14 protein-coding genes are annotated in these 19,636 nt (G+C 67.1%); 3 read left to right on the top strand and 11 right to left on the bottom strand.

The features are described 5' to 3' along the window. Positions 1-45: 45 nt before the first annotated feature. Entirely contained in the window at positions 46-1,344 is a 1,299-nt protein-coding gene (gene eno / locus AC1AYR_RS04220) for a phosphopyruvate hydratase (RefSeq protein ID WP_476511553.1), read from the bottom strand. 285 nt (positions 1,345-1,629) lie between these two features. Here eno and AC1AYR_RS04215 point away from each other — a divergent pair, with 285 nt between their 5' ends. Continuing rightward, positions 1,630-2,112: an N-acetyltransferase family protein gene (locus AC1AYR_RS04215; RefSeq protein ID WP_476511554.1), complete on the top strand. Its 483-nt coding sequence runs from the start codon at positions 1,630-1,632 to the stop codon at positions 2,110-2,112. A 13-nt stretch (positions 2,113-2,125) separates the two neighbouring features. On the opposite strand, the gene mfd is transcribed toward AC1AYR_RS04215, so the two are convergent. The 4 genes from mfd to AC1AYR_RS04195 form a co-directional block, all read right to left on the bottom strand. Beyond that, positions 2,126-5,740 carry a transcription-repair coupling factor gene (gene mfd / locus AC1AYR_RS04210; protein WP_476511555.1) on the bottom strand — a complete coding sequence of 1,205 codons (3,615 nt, stop codon included), beginning with the start codon at positions 5,738-5,740 and terminating at the stop codon, positions 2,126-2,128. After that, positions 5,730-6,329: an aminoacyl-tRNA hydrolase gene (gene pth / locus AC1AYR_RS04205; protein WP_034526347.1), complete on the bottom strand. Its 600-nt coding sequence runs from the start codon at positions 6,327-6,329 to the stop codon at positions 5,730-5,732. The genes mfd and pth overlap by 11 nt, the downstream gene beginning before the upstream one ends. 130 nt (positions 6,330-6,459) lie before the next feature. Further along, positions 6,460-6,981 carry an N-acetyltransferase family protein gene (locus AC1AYR_RS04200; RefSeq protein WP_476511556.1) on the bottom strand — a complete coding sequence of 174 codons (522 nt, stop codon included), beginning with the start codon at positions 6,979-6,981 and terminating at the stop codon, positions 6,460-6,462. 111 nt (positions 6,982-7,092) lie between these two features. Then, on the bottom strand, positions 7,093-10,389 hold the full coding sequence (locus tag AC1AYR_RS04195) for a UPF0182 family membrane protein (RefSeq protein ID WP_476511557.1): 3,297 nt from the start codon (positions 10,387-10,389) through the stop codon (positions 7,093-7,095). A gap of 110 nt (positions 10,390-10,499) precedes the next feature. On the opposite strand from AC1AYR_RS04195, the gene AC1AYR_RS04190 reads away from it, so the two are divergent. After that, positions 10,500-11,750 (top strand): glycoside hydrolase family 3 N-terminal domain-containing protein, encoded by a 1,251-nt coding sequence (locus AC1AYR_RS04190; RefSeq protein ID WP_084686038.1) that lies wholly within the window; start codon positions 10,500-10,502, stop codon positions 11,748-11,750. Here the strand turns inward: AC1AYR_RS04190 and nadD are convergent. The 4 genes from nadD to glyA all read right to left on the bottom strand — a co-directional run bounded on the left by nadD (position 11,747) and on the right by glyA (position 15,936). After that, entirely contained in the window at positions 11,747-12,496 is a 750-nt protein-coding gene (gene nadD, locus AC1AYR_RS04185; protein WP_476511611.1) for a nicotinate-nucleotide adenylyltransferase, read from the bottom strand. The genes AC1AYR_RS04190 and nadD overlap by 4 nt on opposite strands. 26 nt (positions 12,497-12,522) lie before the next feature. After that, positions 12,523-13,131: a phosphoribosylglycinamide synthetase gene (locus AC1AYR_RS04180; RefSeq protein WP_476502202.1), complete on the bottom strand. Its 609-nt coding sequence runs from the start codon at positions 13,129-13,131 to the stop codon at positions 12,523-12,525. Between the two features lie 5 nt (positions 13,132-13,136). Next, on the bottom strand, positions 13,137-14,453 hold the full coding sequence (locus AC1AYR_RS04175) for a glutamate-5-semialdehyde dehydrogenase (protein WP_476511558.1): 1,317 nt from the start codon (positions 14,451-14,453) through the stop codon (positions 13,137-13,139). 175 nt (positions 14,454-14,628) lie between these two features. Continuing rightward, on the bottom strand, positions 14,629-15,936 hold the full coding sequence (glyA, locus tag AC1AYR_RS04170) for a serine hydroxymethyltransferase (protein ID WP_034526334.1): 1,308 nt from the start codon (positions 15,934-15,936) through the stop codon (positions 14,629-14,631). A gap of 314 nt (positions 15,937-16,250) precedes the next feature. Here glyA and thrC point away from each other — a divergent pair, with 314 nt between their 5' ends. Next, complete coding sequence (thrC, locus tag AC1AYR_RS04165; RefSeq protein ID WP_476502121.1) at positions 16,251-17,741, top strand: threonine synthase; 1,491 nt, start codon at positions 16,251-16,253, stop codon at positions 17,739-17,741. Positions 17,742-17,822: 81 nt separating this feature from the next. Here the strand turns inward: thrC and AC1AYR_RS04160 are convergent, their stop codons facing one another. Both AC1AYR_RS04160 and AC1AYR_RS04155 read right to left on the bottom strand, forming a co-directional pair. Next, positions 17,823-18,983 carry a DUF1648 domain-containing protein gene (locus AC1AYR_RS04160; protein WP_476511559.1) on the bottom strand — a complete coding sequence of 387 codons (1,161 nt, stop codon included), beginning with the start codon at positions 18,981-18,983 and terminating at the stop codon, positions 17,823-17,825. A gap of 111 nt (positions 18,984-19,094) precedes the next feature. Beyond that, complete coding sequence (locus AC1AYR_RS04155; RefSeq protein WP_476511560.1) at positions 19,095-19,484, bottom strand: GntR family transcriptional regulator; 390 nt, start codon at positions 19,482-19,484, stop codon at positions 19,095-19,097. Positions 19,485-19,636: the final 152 nt, after the last annotated feature.

The raw sequence follows: 19,636 nt of genomic DNA, 5'->3' as shown, positions 1-19,636 counted from the left end.
CCTATGCGGGGCGACGCTGCGGCACGCCGACGAAGCGGCATCGACTCACTTGCCGATGTACTTCTTGCAGGCCTTGAAGGCGCTGTAGCCGGCGTACTTCGCGGTGGAGCCGAGCTCCTCCTCGATCTCCAGCAGGCGGTTGTACTTGGCGACGCGCTCGCCACGGGCCGGGGCACCGGTCTTGATCTGGCGGGTGTTCTTGGCGACGGCCAGGTCGGAGATGGTGGTGTCCGGGGTCTCGCCGGAACGGTGGGAGACCATGGAGGTGTAGCCGTTGGCGGTGGCCAGCTCGATGGCGTCGAGGGTCTCGGTGACGGTGCCGATCTGGTTCAGCTTGACCAGCAGGGAGTTGGCGGCGCCGAGCTCGATGGCCTTGGCCAGACGGGCCGGGTTGGTCACCAGAAGGTCATCGCCGACGAACTGCAGGCGGTCGCCGAGCAGCTTGGTGATGGCGGTCCAGTCTTCCCAGCCCTCCTCGTTGAACGGATCCTCGATGGAGACGATCGGGTACTCCTCGATGAGCTGCTCGTAGAAGTCGAGCATGTACTGGGAGTCGCGGTCGTCGCCCTCGAAGTGGTACTTGCCGGTCTCCTTGTTGTAGAACTCGGAGGAGGCGACATCAAGGGAGATGCCGATCTGCTTGCCCGGCTCGTAGCCGGCGGCGGAGATGGCGTCCATGATGTAGTTGAGGGAGTCCTTGTTGGACTTCATCTTCGGAGCGAAGCCGCCCTCGTCGCCGAGGCCCGTGTTCAGGCCTTCCTTCTTGAGGACGTTCTTCAGGGTGTGGTAGACCTCGACGCCGGCCTGGAGGGCCTCGGAGTAGGTGTCGAAGCCGTACGGGGAGATCATGTACTCCTGGATGTCGGTGGCGAAGTCCGCGTGGGCGCCGCCGTTCATGATGTTCATGTTCGGCACCGGCAGGATGTGGCCGTTGGTGCCGCCGATGTAGCGGTACAGCGGCTCGTCGGCGGACTCGGCGGCGGCGTACAGGGCGGCCAGGGAGACGCCGAGGATGGCGTTGGCGCCCAGACGGCCCTTGTTCGGGGTGCCGTCGAGCTCGATCATCAGGTCGTCGAGGGCGCGCTGGTCGGAGGCATCCATGCCGATGACCTTCGGAGCGATCTCCTCGTTGACGGCCTTGACCGCGTTCAGAACGCCCTTGCCGCCGTAGACGGACTTGTCGCCGTCGCGACGCTCCCAAGCCTCGGCCTCACCGGTGGAGGCACCGGACGGGACCAGACCCAGACCACGGGCGCCGTCTTCGGTGTCCAGAACGACCTGGACGGTCGGGTTGCCGCGGGAATCGAGAATCTGACGCGCGTAGACGCTTTCAATTGCTGCCACAACTACTCCTTTAACGTTAGGTTGTGATGACATCGTCAAGAATAGTGTGATTGATGGACTACGCGCAAGGGTTCCGCATTGCGTGTTGTGAGCGCTCACACACCATTGTTCACCGATATTTCAGCACCGTTTCATACGCCGTTCGCCTCCCGGTGACGTTCCACGGTCCGGACATGGCTCCCGCCGCGGACACGCCCACGCAGGCCAATCCCCTCCGCCGCCCACGTCTCAATCATCAGCCCGACGCGCGGAGGCCCGCCGAATCCGGGACTACACTGAACCCCCATGAACGAGACGCACATCCGCCGCGCCGAGACGCGCGACATCCCCGAACTGCACCGGCTGCTGCGACAGGTGGCCGACGTCCACCACGACGGACGCCCCGACCTGTTCCGCGCGAACGCGACGAAATACACGGATGGTGAGCTCGCCGCGATCGTCGCCGATGACGAACGTCCGATCTTCGGCGCGTTCGCCGAGGACGACGCGACGCTCCTCGGCTACGCGTTCTGCGTGTTCGAACGGCATCCGGACAGCCATGTCCTCACGGATATCACCACTCTCTACATCGACGACATCTGCGTGGACGAGGCGGCACGCGGCCGCCACGTGGGCACCGCTGTCTACCGGCATGTGCTCGCTTTCGCCCGCGAGTCCGGATGCTACAACGTCACGCTCAACGTGTGGTCGTGCAATCCCGGCGCGCAGGCGTTCTACGAGGCGATGGGCCTCAAGCCCTACAAGATCGGCATGGAGACGATTCTGTAGGGCACGGGCCTCCCTACTTCCGCCCGCCGGGCACGTAGGCCAGGTCGTTGAGCAGGTCGGACACCCAGTCCATGACCTGCTCGCCGGGCATCGCCCCCTTGCCGAGCGAACCGGCGAACGGCGTGGGGATGATCATCTGGTGGGTGACCGGACGGTACTGGAACCCCTTGTAGATGCGCGACATGCGCATGAGCATCGACTCGGGCGGGTCGATGCGGCCGACGCGCAGACGGTTTGACTGGGCGAGGATCTCCGAGATGCCGAGCTCGCGCGCCCTGAACTTGAGGCGCGCCACGCCGAACAGCATTTCGAACTCCTCCGGCAGCGGGCCGTAGCGGTCGACGAGCTCCTCGGCGAGGTCCGTGAGGTCCTGTTCGTCGCGCGCGGCGGCGAGTTTGCGGTACGCCTCCAGTCGCAGTTTGTCCGAGTCGATGTAGTCGACCGGAATCGACGCCTCGACCGGCAGGTCGATGGACACGGCCACCGGTTCGGCCGCCTTGTCCGGTTCCTTGTACGCCTCGACGGCCTCGGAGACCATGCGCACGTACAGGTCGAAGCCGACGCCCTCGATGTGGCCGGACTGCTGGTCGCCGAGCAGGTTGCCGGTGCCCCTGAGCTCCAGATCCTTCATCGCCACGTCGAAGCCGGAACCCAGCGCCGTGTTCTGCGCGATCGTGGCAAGCCTGTCGTGCGACTGCTGGGTCATCGGCTTGGACGGATCGTACAGGAAGTACGCGTACGCGCGTTCGCGGCCGCGGCCGACGCGTCCGCGCAGCTGGTGGAGCTGCGAGAGGCCGAAACGGTCGGCATGGTCGACGATCAGCGTGTTCGCGTTCGAGATATCCAGACCGGTCTCGATGATCGTCGTGCACACGAGCACGTCGATGTCGCGATGCCAGAAGTCGCGGATGATCTGGTCGAGCTGCTTCTCGCCCATCTTGCCGTGCGCGACGCCGACCTTCGCCTCCGGCACGAGCGTATGAATCTTGTCGGCGATATGCGCGATGTCCTCCACGCGGTTGTGCACGTAGAACACCTGACCGCCGCGCAGCAGCTCGCGGCGCACCGCAGCCGTGACCTGCGCGTCCTCGTAGGCGCCCACGTAGGTGAGCACCGGCAGACGATCCTCCGGCGGCGTGGCGAGCGTCGACATCTCACGGATGCCGGTCACCGCCATCTCCAGCGTGCGCGGGATCGGCGTCGCGGACAGGGACAGGACATCCACGTTGGTGCGCAGGGCCTTGAGCGTCTCCTTGTGCTCGACGCCGAACCGCTGCTCCTCGTCGATGATGACGAGGCCCAGATCCTTGAACCTGATCTTCGGGTTGAGCAGCTTGTGCGTGCCGATGACCACGTCCACGGTGCCGGCCGCCAATCCCTCGATGGTCTCCTTGATCTCCTTGGGACGCTGGAAGCGGCTCATCGCCGCCACGTTGACAGGGAAACCCTCGTAGCGTTCGGTGAACGTCTCGTAATGCTGCTGGACGAGCAGCGTGGTGGGCACGAGCACGGCCACCTGCTTGCCGTCCTGGATGGCCTTGAATGCGGCGCGCACCGCGATCTCGGTCTTGCCGAAGCCCACGTCGCCGCAGATGAGCCGGTCCATCGGACGCGGCTGCTCCATGTCGTGCTTGACCTCGTCGATGGTGGTGAGCTGGTCGGCGGTCTCCTGGTAAGGGAACGCGTCCTCCAGCTCCTTCTGCCACGGGGTGTCCGGGCTGAACGCGAAGCCGGGCGTACGCTGTCGGGCCGAATACAGCTTCACCAGATCGTCGGCGATCTCCTTGACGTGCTTGCGCGCCTTCGCCTTGGTGGCCGCCCAGTCGGAGCCGCCCAGCTTGTTGAGCTTGGGTGCTTCGGCGCCAATGTACTTGCTCACCTGGTCGAGCTGGTCGGTGGGGATGAACAGCTTGTCCGGCGGGGCACCCCGCTTGCTCGGCGCGTATTCGATGACGAGGTATTCGCGCGTGGTCCGGTTCGCGCCGGTGCCGATGGTGCGCTGGCGCATCTCGACGAACCGGCCGATGCCGTGCTGCTCGTGCACCACGTAGTCGCCGGCCTTGAGCTCCATCAGGTCGATGGCCTTGCGGCGGCGTTTCGGGGTCTTCGCCTGCGCCATCGCCGACGTGCGGCCGGTCAGGTCGCGTTCGGTGAGCAGGGCGGTCTTCGCCTGCCTGTCGACGAAGCCGTCGATCGCCTGCGAGCGGATCGTGTCGAACCGGGTGATGCCGGTCGCGTTGACGGCGCGCTTGAGTCGCGCGAGCGTGCCCTTGGCCGCCGCGGTGATGGTCACGTCGAATCCGGCGTCGATGAGTCCTTCGATGCCGGCGGCCGCCTTCGACTCGTCGCCGCGGTACTCCCCCGGGTTCGTCGCATCGACCTGCACGCGCCCCGGACGCGAGGCGTCGACGGTGAAGCTGGTGAGACGGATCACGTCGTGCTTCGAGTTCTCGAGCGCGGATATCGCCTCGTCGTAGTCGATGAAGCTCGCCTGGTCGAAGGTGATGGGTGCGCCGGCGCCGTGGCCGGACGCGGCAACATGCCAGCTGGCGGCGAGGAACTCGTTCGCCGTCTTGGCGAGATCCTCGGCGGAGCGGCGCAGCTTCTCCGGGTCGCTCAACAGGACGACGGCGTCGCCGGGGAGCAGACCCATGACCGGCTCCATGTCGTCGATGAGCGCCGGCATCAGCGATTCCATGCCTTCGACGGGAACGGCGTTCGCGATGGATTCGAGCATGTCGTCGGCGTTCGGGATGGAGCCGATCAGCGATTTCGCGCGGGCGCGCACCCGGTCGGTGAGTTGCAGCTCGCGGCAGGGCGTCGCCCAGATGGTCGTAAGGCCGTCACCATAGGTGCGCTGGTCGGAGGCGTGGAACTCCCTGATGCCGTCGATCTCGTCGCCGAAGAACTCGATGCGCACCGGGTGGGGCGCGGTCGGCGGGAACACGTCGAGGATGCCGCCGCGCACCGCGAACTCGCCGCGGTCCATGACGAGTTCGACGCGCGTGTACGCGTTCTCGACGAGACGGGCCGCCGCCTCGTCGAGCGGCAAATCCTCGCCCTGCGTGAACACGAGCGGTTCGACGTCGGCGAGGCCGGCGACGATCGGCTGGATGAGCGAGCGCACCGGCATGACGAGGATGCGGATGCGGCCGAACATCGGATCGGTGTCGCTCGGATGCTTGAGACGACGGAACACGGCCATGCGGCTGGCGACCGTGTCGGCACGAGGGCTGAGCCTCTCGTGGGGCAGCGTCTCCCACGCCTCCAATTGGGCGATGTCGCCGGGGTTCCCGTCATACCAGGAGCGCAGCGCGCCGACGGTCTCCTCGGCCTCGCGCCCGGAGGCGACGACGAGCACGACCGGCTTGCCGGCCTTGCTTGCTCCGTTCGCCGTTCCCTGCGCGATGGCGGCGGCGAGCGCCGGGCGCAGGCCTTCGGGCATGCCGACGACGGTCGCGTCGTCGATGCCCTCCGGCGGTTCGACGTCTCCGGCGGCGACCTTGCGGAACGCGGGATCGCCGGCGGCGAGCCGTTCGAGCAGTCCGGTGAGCGACCCGTCGACGAGGTCGCGTTCGGACGCGGCGGCTGTGACGGACGCGGGCGTCTCCTTGGCGTCAGCGGCCATTGAACTTCTCCTGGGTCTTGGCGAGTCCCTTGAAGATGATGTCCTCGGCGGCGTCCGCGCCGTCCATGAGGAATTCGGGCAGTTGCTTGCGCTGGTCGGGGCCGAAGCCGCCGAGCACCCAATTGATGGTGTTGTCGTGCGCGTTGGCGCCGCGGCGCGCGTGGCCGACGCCCATGCGCACGCGCGCGTACTTCGGCGTGCCCAGCGACTTGTCGATGGATTTGATGCCGTTGTGGCCGCCGGCCGAGCCTCCCGCCTTGACCTTGATGCGACCGAAGTCGAGATCCATGTCGTCGTGGATGACGATGACGTGGTCGGGCTGGATCTGGTAGTAGGAGCAGATCGAGGCGACCGCGTTGCCGGACTCGTTCATGTAGGTGAGCGGCTTGGCGAGGAAGAACTTGACGGCGCGGCCGTCGAGGTGCATCGCGCCCTTGCCGAGCATGGCGAGCCCCTTGTGGTCGGCGAAGGCGACCGACCAGCGTTCCGCGAGCACGTCGGCGGTCATGAAGCCCATGTTGTGCCGCGTGTCCTCATACTTCTTGCCCGGGTTGCCCAGTCCCGCGATCAGCCAGAAATCCGATGCCATATGCGTTGCTCCTTACTGCGCCTTACTCGTTTTCGACCGAACAGATTGTACCCACCGCCTCAGTCAAGGGATTTCACCGGACCTCCGGCGGCGGAACACGGCTACGCGTTCGGATGGAGCCGGGCGGATTCTACAGATCCAGATACCAGTAGGACATGTCGTGCATGATGCCGGTCGCGTCGGTGGCGGCGGCGGGGAGAAGACCGAACCGGGTGAAGCCGAAGCGGCGCATCAGGGCGGTCGAACCGGCATTGTCGGCGAAGATGATGCCGATGGCCTTGCGCATGCCGCGTGCGCGGGCTTCATCGAGCAGGCGGTCGAGCAGGAACGTGCCGACGCCGCGGTGGCGCCGTGCGGGCGCGATGTAGTAGGCGAGGTCGGTAACGCCGTCGTAGCCGGCGCGATCGTAGAACACCGAGAGGGCGCCGAAGGCGACGACCTCGCCCCGACGCGCGGCCGCGTCGCCTTCGGGCACATCCTCCACGACGAACACCCCGTAGGGCGGCTTGTGTGATTCCACCCATCCGCGTCGCTGATCGAGCGTGCGGGGCGCAAGGTCGGCGGTGGCACCGCCTTCGACGACGGAGGCGTTGTAGATGTCGGTGATGGCCTGGATATCGGATTCGACCGCGGCCCGGAACGCATAGGACATGCCCCACAGCCTAACACCATGCGGGGAATCCCGGAGAACCGTACCGATTCCCGGGATTCCCCACGTCGATCGACGATATGTGCCGGCGGAATCCGAAGGCGACGGAACCGGCTACTGCTCCAGTTCGATGGCCTTGTTCAGGGCGTCCTCGAGCTGCTTCTGGGCTTCGCCGTAGGCGGTCCAGTCGCCGTTCTTCATGGCCTGCTGACTGTCCTTCATCGCCTGGGCGGCGTCGTCGAGCGCCTGCTTGAGCTCAGGGCTGCGCGCGGCGGAGGAACCGGATGAACCGGAACCCGTCTTGCCGTCACCGGACGTACCGGACGCATCGCCCGTACCGGAACCACCCTTCGAGGATTCGCCGGACTCACCGGAACCGCCCGCGACGTTCGCCGCATCACCGGCGGACGCACCGGAGTCGCCGCCGAACACCTGGTCGAGCGCCTCGTCGAGAGTGTCGGCGAACCCGACCTGATCGCCGAACGCGACGAGCACCTTCTTGAGCAGCGGGAACGACGTGGCGCCCGAGGACTTCACGTACACGGGCTGCACGTAGACGAGGCCGCCGCCGAGCGGCAGGGTGAGCAGGTTGCCGCGCACCACGTTCGTGGAGCCGGACTGCAAGAGGTTCAGCTCCTTGGACACGTCGGCGTCCGCGTTGAAGTTGTTCTGCGCCTGTCCGGGGCCGGGCACGTTCGAGTCCTTCGGCAGCTCCTGCAATCTGAGCGTGCCGTAGTTCGGTCCGATCACACCCTTCGTCGAGCCCGCGTCCGAGTCGACGGAGAGGAAGCCGGTGAGGATCTCGCGCGTCGACGTGCCGGCGGGGATGTACGAGGAGGTCAGCGAGAACACCGGCTCCTTGGTGCCGCCGGTCTGCAGCGTCAGATAGTAGGGCGGCTGGAGGATGTCCTGATCCTGCGCCTGCTGCGATTCGGTGGGGTCGACCGGCGTCTGCCAGAAGTCCTCGCCCGAATAGTACTGGCTGGCGGAGGTCACATGGTATTTGGCGAGCAGCTCGCGCTGCACCTTGAACAGGTTCTCCGGGTAACGCAGGTGGCTCATCAAATCGCCGCTGATCTCGCTCAGCTGGTGGTACTGGCCGGGGAAGATCTGCTCCCACGCCTTGATGACCGGGTCGGACTTGTCCCACACGTACAGGTCGACGGAGCCGTCGTACGCGTCGACGGTGGCCTTCACCGAGTTGCGGATGTAGTTCGCCTGCTGCGTGCCGAGTCCGGTCACCGTGGACGACGAGACGGTGGTGGAGTCCTTGGTCGCGGAGCCGAGGTCGGTCATCTGCGAGTACGGGTAGGCGTCGGACGTGGTGTAGCCGTCGACGATCCACTTGACGCGGCCGTCGACCACCGCCGGGTAGACGCGGCCGTCGAGCGTCAGGTACGGGGCGACCTTGGCGACGCGTTCGCGCGGCGAGCGGTCGTAGAGGATCTGCGAGGCGGAGGTCACGCGGTCGGAGAAGAGGATCTGGTCGGAGCCGAAGCGGATCGCGTACATGAGACGCGAGAACAGGTTGCCGACGGACGGGCCGCCGTTCCCCTTGAACGTGTTGGTCGCGCCCTTCGAGCCGGTCGGATAGTCGAACTCCCATGCGGCGGTGCCCTCCGGCGCGCCGACGATCGAGTATTCGCCCATGTTCGGCGAGAAGTAGATGCGCGGCTCGTATTTCTCGGATTCGGTGAGCTTGCCCTGCGTGGGGATGCCGGATTCGAAGAACTCGGGCTGGCCGTCGGCGGTCACCTTGTTGCCGTAGGCGGCGACGACGCCGTAGCCGTGCGTGTACACGGTGTGGTCGTTCACCCAGTTGCGGTTGTCGTTGCCGGCGAGGTCGAGCTCGCGGGCGGCGATCACCGTGTCCTGGCTCTTGCCGTCGATCTCGTATTTGTCGACGGCGAGCGTGTCGGCGAACGTGTAGTACTGCTTGGACTGCTGGAGCTGCTTGAACGTCGGGGAGACGACCTGCGGGTCGAGCAGTCGGATCTGCGCCGTGGTCTCGCCCTCCGAGCTCAACGCGCCGGATTCGCCCTTCGTGGTGGCCTTGTAGTTCTCGGTCTTGAGCTTGTCGAGGCCGTAGGCGGCGCGCGTGGCGTCGATGTTGCGCTGGATGTACGTGGATTCCATCTCCTGCGCGTTCGGGTTGACGCGGAACCGCTGCAGCAGCGCCGGCCACACGATGGTCAGCACCATGGAGACGACGACCACGACGGCGATCGCGACGACCGGGGTGCGCCACGCCTTGAGGGCGGCGGAGGCGCGCACGCCGAGCGGCTGAGCGCCCTCCAGCGCGTGCGAGCGCATCAGCCACACGCCGAGCACGACGCCGAGGATTGCGATGAGCGCGGCCATGATGAACGTGACCGGGATGGTCGCGTTGACGGTCGTGTACGTGGCGCCGGTGATGCGCGAACCCTGCTGGGTCAGGTGCGCGAACACGCCGAGCGCGGTGGACGCGGCGAGCGCGAACATGTTGAGCATGAGCCATATGGCGATCTGACGGCGGGCGCGCTTCGTGATGGCGAACAGGCCGCGGCCGTTCACCGGCATGGTCAGGCGGATGCCGCCCATCATCACGTGCGTGGCGACGGAGAAGACGATGCCGATGAGCAGCAGCATCGACACGGCGGACATGACGAGCCTCAGGCCGGGCAGCACGAACACGTAGAAGCCGTTGTCGAGTCCGAACTGCGGGTCCTTGACGCCGAAGCTCTGCGCGTTGAACATGAGCAGCACGTCGGCCCAGTTCGCGTTGAACTGCGCTCCGAACACGGCGCCCACGATCATGGAGATGACGGCGGCGACGCGTCGCGCGGTCTTCGAGCTGACGGTCCGCTTCACCTCGACCACGTCGCCGTCGACGCGCACGCGCGAGCCGTCGGCCGCGTCGGGGCGGGCGCGGATCGCCAGCCACGCGGACAGGAATCCGACGAGGCCCATGAGCAGCGCGTATGCGACCCACAGGCCGACCTTCACGCCGAGCTGCGTCCAGACGACGGATTGGAAGCCGAGCTGGCCGTACCACATGAGGTCGGTGATGAACCGGGAGAGACCGAAGAACAGGCCGACGATGATGGCGAGCGCGGCCACCACGCCGATGAGGATCTTCGTGCCGCGGTCCACGCCGCGCGGGCCTTTGTTCGGGCGCGACGGCTTGCGCGTGATGCGCGGGAATCCGGGGCCGAACGGGGGCCGTCCCGCTCCCCCGCCGCGTCGCGCGCCGGAACCGGCGGAACCGGCGGCGTCCGCGCCGTCGTCGCCGTCCGTTTCGACGTTGATGATAATCGGATCGTCGTCGGAACGTTCGGCGCGTCCCTGCGATCCGTTCCGACCGGACCGCCCGCGGTTGCCGCGCGGGTCGAAATCGGGGTCGAACATACCGAATATATCTGCGAATGACATGATTCCAGCCTACAAATAGGTGGGGAATGTCAATCCGTGTGCGTTCGCCGGGAGCCGAGGCGTGCCGGCGTGTATTCTCGTGCGCGGATGAGAGCTGGAGTCGAAAGGGGATGCCGGTGGCTGGAAGGAACCGTGGCGGCGGGCGCGTGACGCGTCGTGGCCGCATGATGCCCGTGGTGGTGACGGCCGTCGCCGCGATGCTGGCGGTCGCGCTGGTCGTCGTGTTCGTGGTGCTGCCGCGCGTGCGTGGGGATCGGCGGTCGGCTTCGGCGCCTTCGGACGCGCGCATGTCGCGTTCCGCGGTGCCGGTTCCGGGCGATCCGACGTCGATGCGGGCCCGTCGGATCGTCGACGGCATGGATGTCGAGGAGCGTGTCGGCCAGCTGGTAATGGCGCCGTTGTTCGCCGGCAGTGAGCCGTCAGCGTTGAAGGACGCGATCGCGGATCGTCATGTCGGGTCGGTGCTGCTCATCGGCAACTGGCGTTCCGGCGTGTCCGGCGTGCGCGGTGTGGTCGACGGGCTGCACTCCTATGTGAAGGATGGTTCGCGACTGCTCGTCGCCACCGATCAGGAGGGCGGCCAGGTGCAGCATCTGACCGGTTCCGGGTTCGACGAGATGCCGAGCGCCGTCGAACAGGGCGCGATGACGACCGACCGGTTGCGCACGTCGGCTGCCGGCTGGGGCGGCCAGTTGGCGGCGGCCGGCGTCAACGTCGATCTCGCGCCGGTCACGGACACGGTGCCCGGCGACCGTAATCAGAATGATCCGATCGGCGCCCTGGACCGTGATTTCGGTCTCGACGCCGCCGGCAACGCCGAGCATGCGGCCGCGTTCGTCGCTGGGATGCGCGACGCGGGCGTGCAGTCGTCGATCAAGCATTATCCGGGATTGGGCGCGGTCAAGGGGAACACGGATTTCACGGCGGACGGCATCCTCGACACGACGACCACGGCGGACGGCGCGGAGATCGGCGCGTTCCATACGGTGATCGCGCAGGCGAGTCCGGCGATGGTGATGATGTCGCTCGCCACGTACCAGCGAATCGACGCGGACAATCCGGCCGCGTTCTCCTCCGCGATCGTGGACGGCGTGCTGCGCGGCCGGCAGGGGTATGACGGCGTGGTCACGTCGGATTCGCTGTCGGCAGCGGCGGTGAGCGGCACGCCGACCGACCAGTTGGGCGTGCGGTTCGTCGAGGCGGGAGGCGACCTCGTGTGCATCGGGCAGAGCGCCTACGTCACGCCGATCCTCGACGGATTGACGGCGAAGGCGAAGGCGGATGACGCGTTCGCCGCGAAGGTGGCGCGTTCGGCGGAGCGCGTCGTGCGGCTCAAACTCGAGATGGGGTTGATGGCCTAGCGATACAGGCCGTGCTTGCCGATGTATTGGACGACGCCGTCGGGCACGAGATACCAGACAGGCTCATCGTGTTCGGCGCGGCGGCGCACGTCGGTGGAGCTGATCGCCAATGCGGGAATCTCCAGCGTGTCCACCTTGCCTTCGGGCAGCCTCACACCTTCGGGCGAGGAATAGCCGGGGCGCGTGACGGCGACGAAGTGGGCGAGATCCCACATCTTCTCCGCGTCCTTCCACTGCATGATCTCGGCGACCGCGTCCGCGCCGGTGATGAAGAACAGTTCCGCGTCGGGCCGTTGCGCGCGGATGTCGCGCAGCGTGTCGATCGTGTAGGTGACGCCCGGGCGGTCGATGTCGACGCGGCTGACGGTGAACTTCGGGTTGGAGGCGGTGGCAATCACCGTCATCAGATACCGGTCCTCGGCGTTGGTGACGTGCTTGTCGAGCTTGAACACGGGCCGTCCGGTGGGCACGAAGATCACCTCGTCGAGGTCGTACACCCACGCCACTTCGCTGGCGGCGACCAGGTGGCCGTTGTGGATCGGGTCGAACGTGCCGCCCATGATGCCGATGCGCGGCGTCGCATGCCAGTTGCCGCGCGCCGACCGGCGGACGGCCGCCCCGTGCCGCGCGGCGGCGGGGCCGGATTCGGAGCCGCCGGTGCCGGGCGCGCCGGCGTTGGCCACGTTGGCGGCCGCCTCCACCGAGTCGACGGACAAGTCGGACATGCGCCGTTCGCCGGCGGTCATTCCCTCCGCATCGATGCCGTCCGTGTTCACGCGCGTCCCTCCGCCTTGCGTTCGGCCGCCTCCTCGCGCAGTTCGACGTGCTCGGCCTGCTCGGTCTCCTGTTCGATCTCCATGGCGGTGGGGCTGCCGTCCTTCGGGTCGATCTTGCCCATGTCCTCGTCCCATTCGTCCTGCACGACGCGGCGAATCTCCGCGAACGTGGGCAGCGGGAAGTCGGGCTGGTAGAGGCGGCGCACCTCGGCGACGCGTTCGGTCACGCGGATGAGCGTGTCGGTCATGCCGTCCACGTCGCCTTCGCGTTCGAGCGTGGAGAAACGCGCGATGTAGCTTTCCATGAGGGTCATGTGCTCGCGCACCGCGTGCAGCTGCGCGTCGTCCAGGTCCGCCACGTCCGGCGCGTGCTCGTCGGGCCAGCCGATGAGCACGGCGTCCGCGTATTCGAGCGAGGCGCGCTGGGACGCGGAGGCGATGCCGTCCTCGATCTGCACGAGGAACACGTAGCGCACGATGCTGAGGCGTTCGGCGGCGATCTTGAGCCCGCAGCGCGGGTCGTCCAGGTCGAGGTCGTCGCGCAGTTCGGTGATCGGCACGCTCATGCCGTCGTTCGCGGTCTTCTCGTCGGTCGTCTCGTTCATGTCGCTCATGCGCGCACCTGCCCCCTGCCGTATCCGATCCATTTCGTGGTGGTCATCTCCCTCAGGCCCATCGGCCCGCGCGCGTGCATCTTCTGCGTGGAGATGCCGAGTTCGGCGCCGAAGCCGAACACGCCGCCGTCGGTGAACCGCGTGGACGCGTTGACCATGACGACGGCCGAGTCGATGCGCGCGGTGAACTCCTCGACGGCCGTGTAGTCCTCGGCGACGATCGCCTCGGTGTGGCCGGTGGAGTGCGCGTTGATGTGGTCGACGGCCTCGTCGAGCGAGTCGACGACCTTGATCCCCATTTCAAGCGCGAGGTACTCGGTGTCCCAGTCCTCGGCGGTCGCGTGCGTGAGCAGTCCGTCCGCCGCGGCCTGGGGCGCGGCGGCGTCGATGATCGCGTAGGCGCGTTCGTCCGCGTGGAGCGTCACGCCCGCGTCGAGCAGCGCGGCGGCGGCCACGGGAAGGAACGTCGCGGCGACGCGCTCGTGCACGAGCAGCTTCTCGGCGGCGTTGCACACGCCGACGCGCTGCGTCTTCGCGTTGATGATGATGGGGATGGCCTTGGCCGGGTCGCCGGAGGCGTCCATGTAGATGTGCACGTTGCCGGCGCCCGTCTCGATGACCGGCACCTTCGAGTTCTCGACGACGGCGCGGATGAGGCCCTTGCCTCCACGCGGCACGAGCAGGTCGATGTGTCCGCGCGCCTCCATCATCGCGGTCGCGCCATCGCGTCCGAAATCGTCGACGGTGGCGACGAGCGACGGGTCGAAGCCTTCCGCGCGCAACGCGTCGCCGATCACAGCGAGCGTGGCGGCGTTCGTGCGTTCGGCCGCGTGACCGCCGCGCAGGATCGCCGCGTTGCCGGATTTGAGGCACAGGGACGCGACGTCGACGGTGACGTTCGGACGCGCCTCGTAGATCATGCCGATGACGCCGATCGGCACGCGCGCCTGGGTCAGGCGCATGCCGTTGGGCAGATTGTAGCCGCGCACGATTTCGCCGACCGGATCGGGCAGGGAGGCGACGTGGCGCACGCCGTCGGCGGCGGCCTTGACGCGCGGGGCGTCGAAAAGCAGGCGGTCGAGCTTGCCGGCGTCCATGCCGGCCTCGCGCGACACGGCCATGTCGGCGGCGTTGGCCGTCTCGATCTCGCCGGCGCGGGCGTCGAGCGCGTCGGCGATGGCGTGCAGCAGACGGTTCTTGGCGTCCGTGTCCGCGCGCGCGAGCGCCCGCTGCGCGCGTGCGGCGGCGTCGGCGCGGGCGTACACGGCATCGAAGACGGCTCCCGCGACCGCGGTTTCCTCGTTGTTCGTCATAACCACCCACCTTACCGCAACACGTGCGCAAAGTCCGGAATACGAAAAGGCTCCCGCCGTCCGGGAGCCATCGCCGAAACCGACCGGAACGGCATCGGCTCCCGCCGGCGGGAGCTGTCGGCGAAGCTGACTGAGGGTGGTCGACGGGCCGCCGACCACCCTCGATCATGTCCGATCAGTGGATCTGGTCGAGATCCGGGTAGAGCGGGAAGTCCTCGACGAGCTTGTCGACGCGGGCCTTGAGGCTTTCGACGTCGGCGGACGGGCCGGCGGCGAGCGCGGTGCCGATGATGTCGGCGACCTCCTCGTACTCCTTCGGTCCGAAGCCGCGGGTGGCGAGCGCGGAAGCGCCGATGCGAAGGCCGGAGGCGACGGAGGCGGGACGCGGGTCGAACGGCACGGTGTTGCGGTTGATGGTGATGCCGCACTGGGCGAGCAGGTCCTCGCCCTGCTTGCCGTCCATCTCGCTGTTGCGCAGGTCGACCATCACCAGGTGCACGTCGGTGCCGCCGGTGAGCACGCTGATGCCGTTGGCCTTGACGTCGTCGGCGAGGAGGCGCTCGGCGATGATCTTCGCGCCTTCGAGCGTGCGCTCCATGCGGTTCCTGAACTCCGGGGTGCCGGCGACCTTGAAGCTGACGGCCTTGCCGGCGACCACGTGCATGAGCGGACCGCCCTGCTGGCCGGGGAACACGGAGGAGTTGAGCTTCTTGGCGTACTCCTGCTTGGCGAGGATGAAGCCGGAACGCGGGCCACCGAGGGTCTTGTGGGCGGTGGAGGAGACGACGTCCGCGTACGGGACGGGGCTCGGATGCAGGCCGGCGGCGACGAGGCCGGCGAAGTGGGCCATGTCGACCCAGAACTTGGCGCCGACCTCGTCGGCAATCTCCTTGATGGCCTTGAAGTCCTCGATGCGCGGGTAGGCGGACCAGCCGCCGATGATCATGGCCGGGTGGGTCTCGAGGGCGCGCTGGCGGATGATCTCCGGGTCGATGCGGAAGGTCTCCGGGTTCACGCCGTAGGCTTCGGCGTGGTAGAACTTGCCGGAGAAGTTGATCTTCATGCCGTGGGTGAGGTGGCCGCCGTGGTCGAGGGCGAGGCCGAGCACGGTGTCGCCAGGCTTGACGAGCGCCTGGTAGACGGCGGCGTTGGCCTGGGCGCCGGAGTGGGGCTGGACGTTCACGTATTCGGCGCCGAACAGCTTCTTGGCGCGCTCGCGGGCGATGGTCTCGATCTGGTCGACGAACTCGCAGCCGCCGTAGTAGCGGCGTCCCGGGTAACCTTCGGCGTACTTGTTGGTGAGCACGGAGCCCTGGCACTGCAGCACGGCGCGCGGCACGAAGTTCTCGGAGGCGATCATCTCGAGGCCGCCCTGCTGGCGGCGGAGTTCGGAGTCAAGCAGCTCGGCGATCTCCGGATCGGCGGCGCTGATGGGCGCGTTGAATGCGTCGGTGGCCTTCTGTGCGAGGGGTGAAGCGGTCATGTGTGCTCCTTAAACGGTGTGGGTAACGACTGGTTTGCCGTTCGGGCGACGAGTGTACGGTCCGTTTGTGGCGAACCTGTTTCCGCCGTATAACGAATCTCACACCGTGGAACGCCTCCCCGCGACCCCCACCCCCGCCCGTCATGCCCATGGTGCGGCAAACCCCTCATGGTGCGGTCGCCCGAAACGGCTTCGTTCCGCCGTTGTGTGGATTGTGTGTGACCGCACCATGGGAGATTCGCCGCACCATGGGAGGGCCGCCGGTAGACTGGTGAGTGGTTCATCGTCCCCGTTTCGCATATTAAGGATCCGCAGTGGCCACCACATTCCATTCCACCCGCTCCACCACCGACTCGCTGACCGCCAAGCAGGCAATCCGCAAGGGCATCGCCGACGACGGCGGCCTGTTCGTCTCCGACCAGCTGGGTTCCGTGAAGGTCGAGATCGGCGATCTGGCCGGCAAGTCCTATCAGGAGATCGCGCGCCGCGTGCTGGGCGCGCTACTGCCCGATTTCACGGCCGAGGAGCTGGGCGCGTGCATCGACGCCGCCTACGGCGACCAGTGGTCGGACGACCGCATCACGCCGTTGAAGCCGCTCGGCGACGACTTCATCCTCGAACTGTTCAACGGCCCGACCTCCGCGTTCAAGGACGTGGCCCTGCAGATCCTGCCCCGCTTCATGGCGCGCACCACGCCGGCCGGCGGCGACGCGGACGAGAGGATCATGATTCTCACCGCCACCTCCGGCGACACGGGCAAGGCGGCGCTGGCCGGCTTCGCCGACGCCCCGGGCACCGCGATCACCGTCTTCTACCCGGAGGGCAAGGTGAGCCAGGTGCAGGAGCTGCAGATGACCACGCAGACCGGCTCGAACGTGAACGTGGCCGCCGTGGAGGGCAACTTCGACGACGCGCAGTCCGCGGTCAAGCGCATCTTCGGCGACAAGGAGCTCGCCGCGAGGCTCGCCGGCGACTCGCACGTGGTGCTCTCCTCCGCGAACTCGATCAACGTGGGCCGTCTCGTGCCGCAGGTCGTCTACTACTTCTCCGCGTACGCGCAGCTGCTCGAGCAGCAGGTCATCAACGTGGGCGACGAGGTCGAGTTCGTCGTGCCGACCGGCAACTTCGGCGACATCCTCGCCGGCTACTACGCGAAGCTGCTCGGCCTGCCCGTCAAGCATCTCGTGGTCGCCTCCGACAAGAACAACGTGCTGTTCGACTTCCTCACCACCGGCACGTACAACCGTCAGCGCCCGTTCTTCCAGACGATCTCCCCGTCGATGGACATCCTCATCTCCTCGAACCTGGAGCGCATGCTCTACTACCTGTCCGACGGCGACACGCGCCTTATCGCCATGCTGATGAACGACCTCAAGAACTGGGGCACGTACGAGATCCCGGAGCCGCTGCTCGCCAAGATCCGCCAGCTGTTCGGCTGCGGCTGGGCGGACGAGGACCAGGTGCGCGAGATGATCGCCGACTGCTGGGAGAAGAACCGCTACGTCATCGACCCGCACACCGCGTGCGCGTACTTCGTCGCGCAGCAGATGCCGCGCGATCCGCTGACCCCGCGTGTGATCCTCGCGACCGCGAGCCCGTACAAGTTCCCGCGCGTCGTGAACGAGTCCCTCGGTTTCGACGCGACCGGCACCGATTTCGAGTGCATGGACGTGCTCGCGCATGAGACCGGCACGACCGCCCCGGCCGCGCTGCGAGGCCTTGAGACCGCCGACGTCCGCTTCGATACGGTCGTCCCGATCGACGGCATGGAGTCCTTCGTCGAACAGGCCGCCAAGGCGCTGTGATCGCGTTTCGCGATCCCCCTCGGTAAGGAAATCCCCTTCAGCCCGTACCGGCGGCTGAGGGGGATTCTCTTACGGATTCTCTTACAGCAGGGCGAACACGACCGGCATGCCGATGATGACAACAAGCAGCGCGGCGATTCCCGCCCACGCTCCCGGACGCGCGAAGTTGTAGGTCCAGCCGATGCCGAAGCGTTTCGGCACGATCACGGCCGGATCGTCGCGGTTCCAGTAGATCACGCCGCCGATCCAGTATCGGTCGTCATCGCGGGGTATTGTCCCGCCCGTTCCGTCACCGTCACGTCCATCGCCGTCCCCGGCCACATCACCGCCATCCCCGCCGAACACGCGCGCGCCGTTCTGTCCGTACCGCACGCCCATGCCGATGGCGCCGACGACCGCGACCACGGCGACGAGCGCCAGCAGCACGCCGACCGTTCCCGTGCCGACCATTCCGATGAGCGAGAGCTGGAAGCCAAGTCCCATCGCCGCGGCGACGAGCAGGCCGACGACGACCAGATACACGCTCCACGCCCGCGCGTACACACCGTAGGCGTAGGCGCTGGATGCGGGCCGTTCCGGGTCCACCGGCCGCCGGGAACGCAACAGCACCGCATGGCAGACGACCATCACCGTGGCCATGACCAATTGCACGAGCACCGGATACCAGATCACGGCCGGCGACTTCACCGCCCATGAATCCACATGTCCGGCGAGATCCATGTGCATGGGCACGCGATCGGGCATGCGGTCGTAGCCGAGCACACCGACGAGGGTCGTGACGGCGAGCGCCACGGCCTGCAACGACTCCCAGCCGAATCCGAGCGGTTCGGGCGCGGCGGTTTCGGCGACGGCGGCGGCACGCAGGTCGCCGTCCGCCACCCATCCGCGTTCCCGTTTGACCGTCATGACCTTGCGGCGGCACGCCTGCTGCGCGACGACGGCGAGGACGGCGACGAGTACGGTCGCCATGCCGGCGGCCCACAATGCACCGGTCGCGCCGGCGAGAAGCCAGGCCGCAAACGAACAGACGACGCATGCCGCGTCGGCCCCGACGACGGCCCGCAGGTATCCGGTTTTCAGCGTGCGGATGCGCGGGTCGCGGTGCGCGACGGGAGGCACGGTCACGCCGAAGACCTCACGCCGATCGGTCAGCCACGGCGTGAGCGCCATGGGGACGGCGACGAGCGATGGGAGGACGAGGACCGTCAGCAGCGGTGCGACGGTCGCGATGGTTTCGTTCATGATCTGTTACTCCGATTTCGGATGATTGGAATGACTGTCTTGTCTGGCCTGATGCCACCCTCCGGCGCTTCGCGCCACCTCACGCCGGCGGGAGGAACGGGGAGATGGCCGTCATTCGCCGTATATGCGGGCGAGTTGCGTGCGTACGAGGTCGAGGAACGACGCCGCGTCTCCTCCGCCCGCCTTGTGTTCGAGTACGAGCCGGTGGAGCTCGCCTTCGATGCGGACATCGCCGGGCGCGCTCGCGTCTCCGATGCCCCGTTCGGCGACGACGGCGCCGGAGCCGCGCCGCATCGTGATGTAGCCGTCGTCGCGCAACAGCGCGTACGCCTTGTTGACCGTGTGCAGGTTGACGCCGAGGTCGACGGCGAGCGCGCGCACGGACGGCAGACGATCGCCGGGTGCGAGTTCGTCGTTCGCGATGCCGGCGATGACGCCGCGTCGCAGTTGTTCGTAGATCGGCACGTCGCTGCGGGCGTCGATGTCGATGATCATCGGCATGCCCTTCCCTTCAAATAGTTCTATCTGTTCCATATCAACTATAACACTTGCGGCGATTGTGGCGCTGCGTGAATGAAATGTGGCAAAACGGCGGCCGGCAGCGCCACCTGCGACACGGACATAACAAACATAGCAATCTTACTGCTACGATG

This window comes from Bifidobacterium sp. LH_417 (assembly GCF_056357035.1).
The sequence above is the reverse complement of the archived record's forward strand: the minus strand, read 5'-3'. Positions and strand labels throughout refer to the sequence as shown.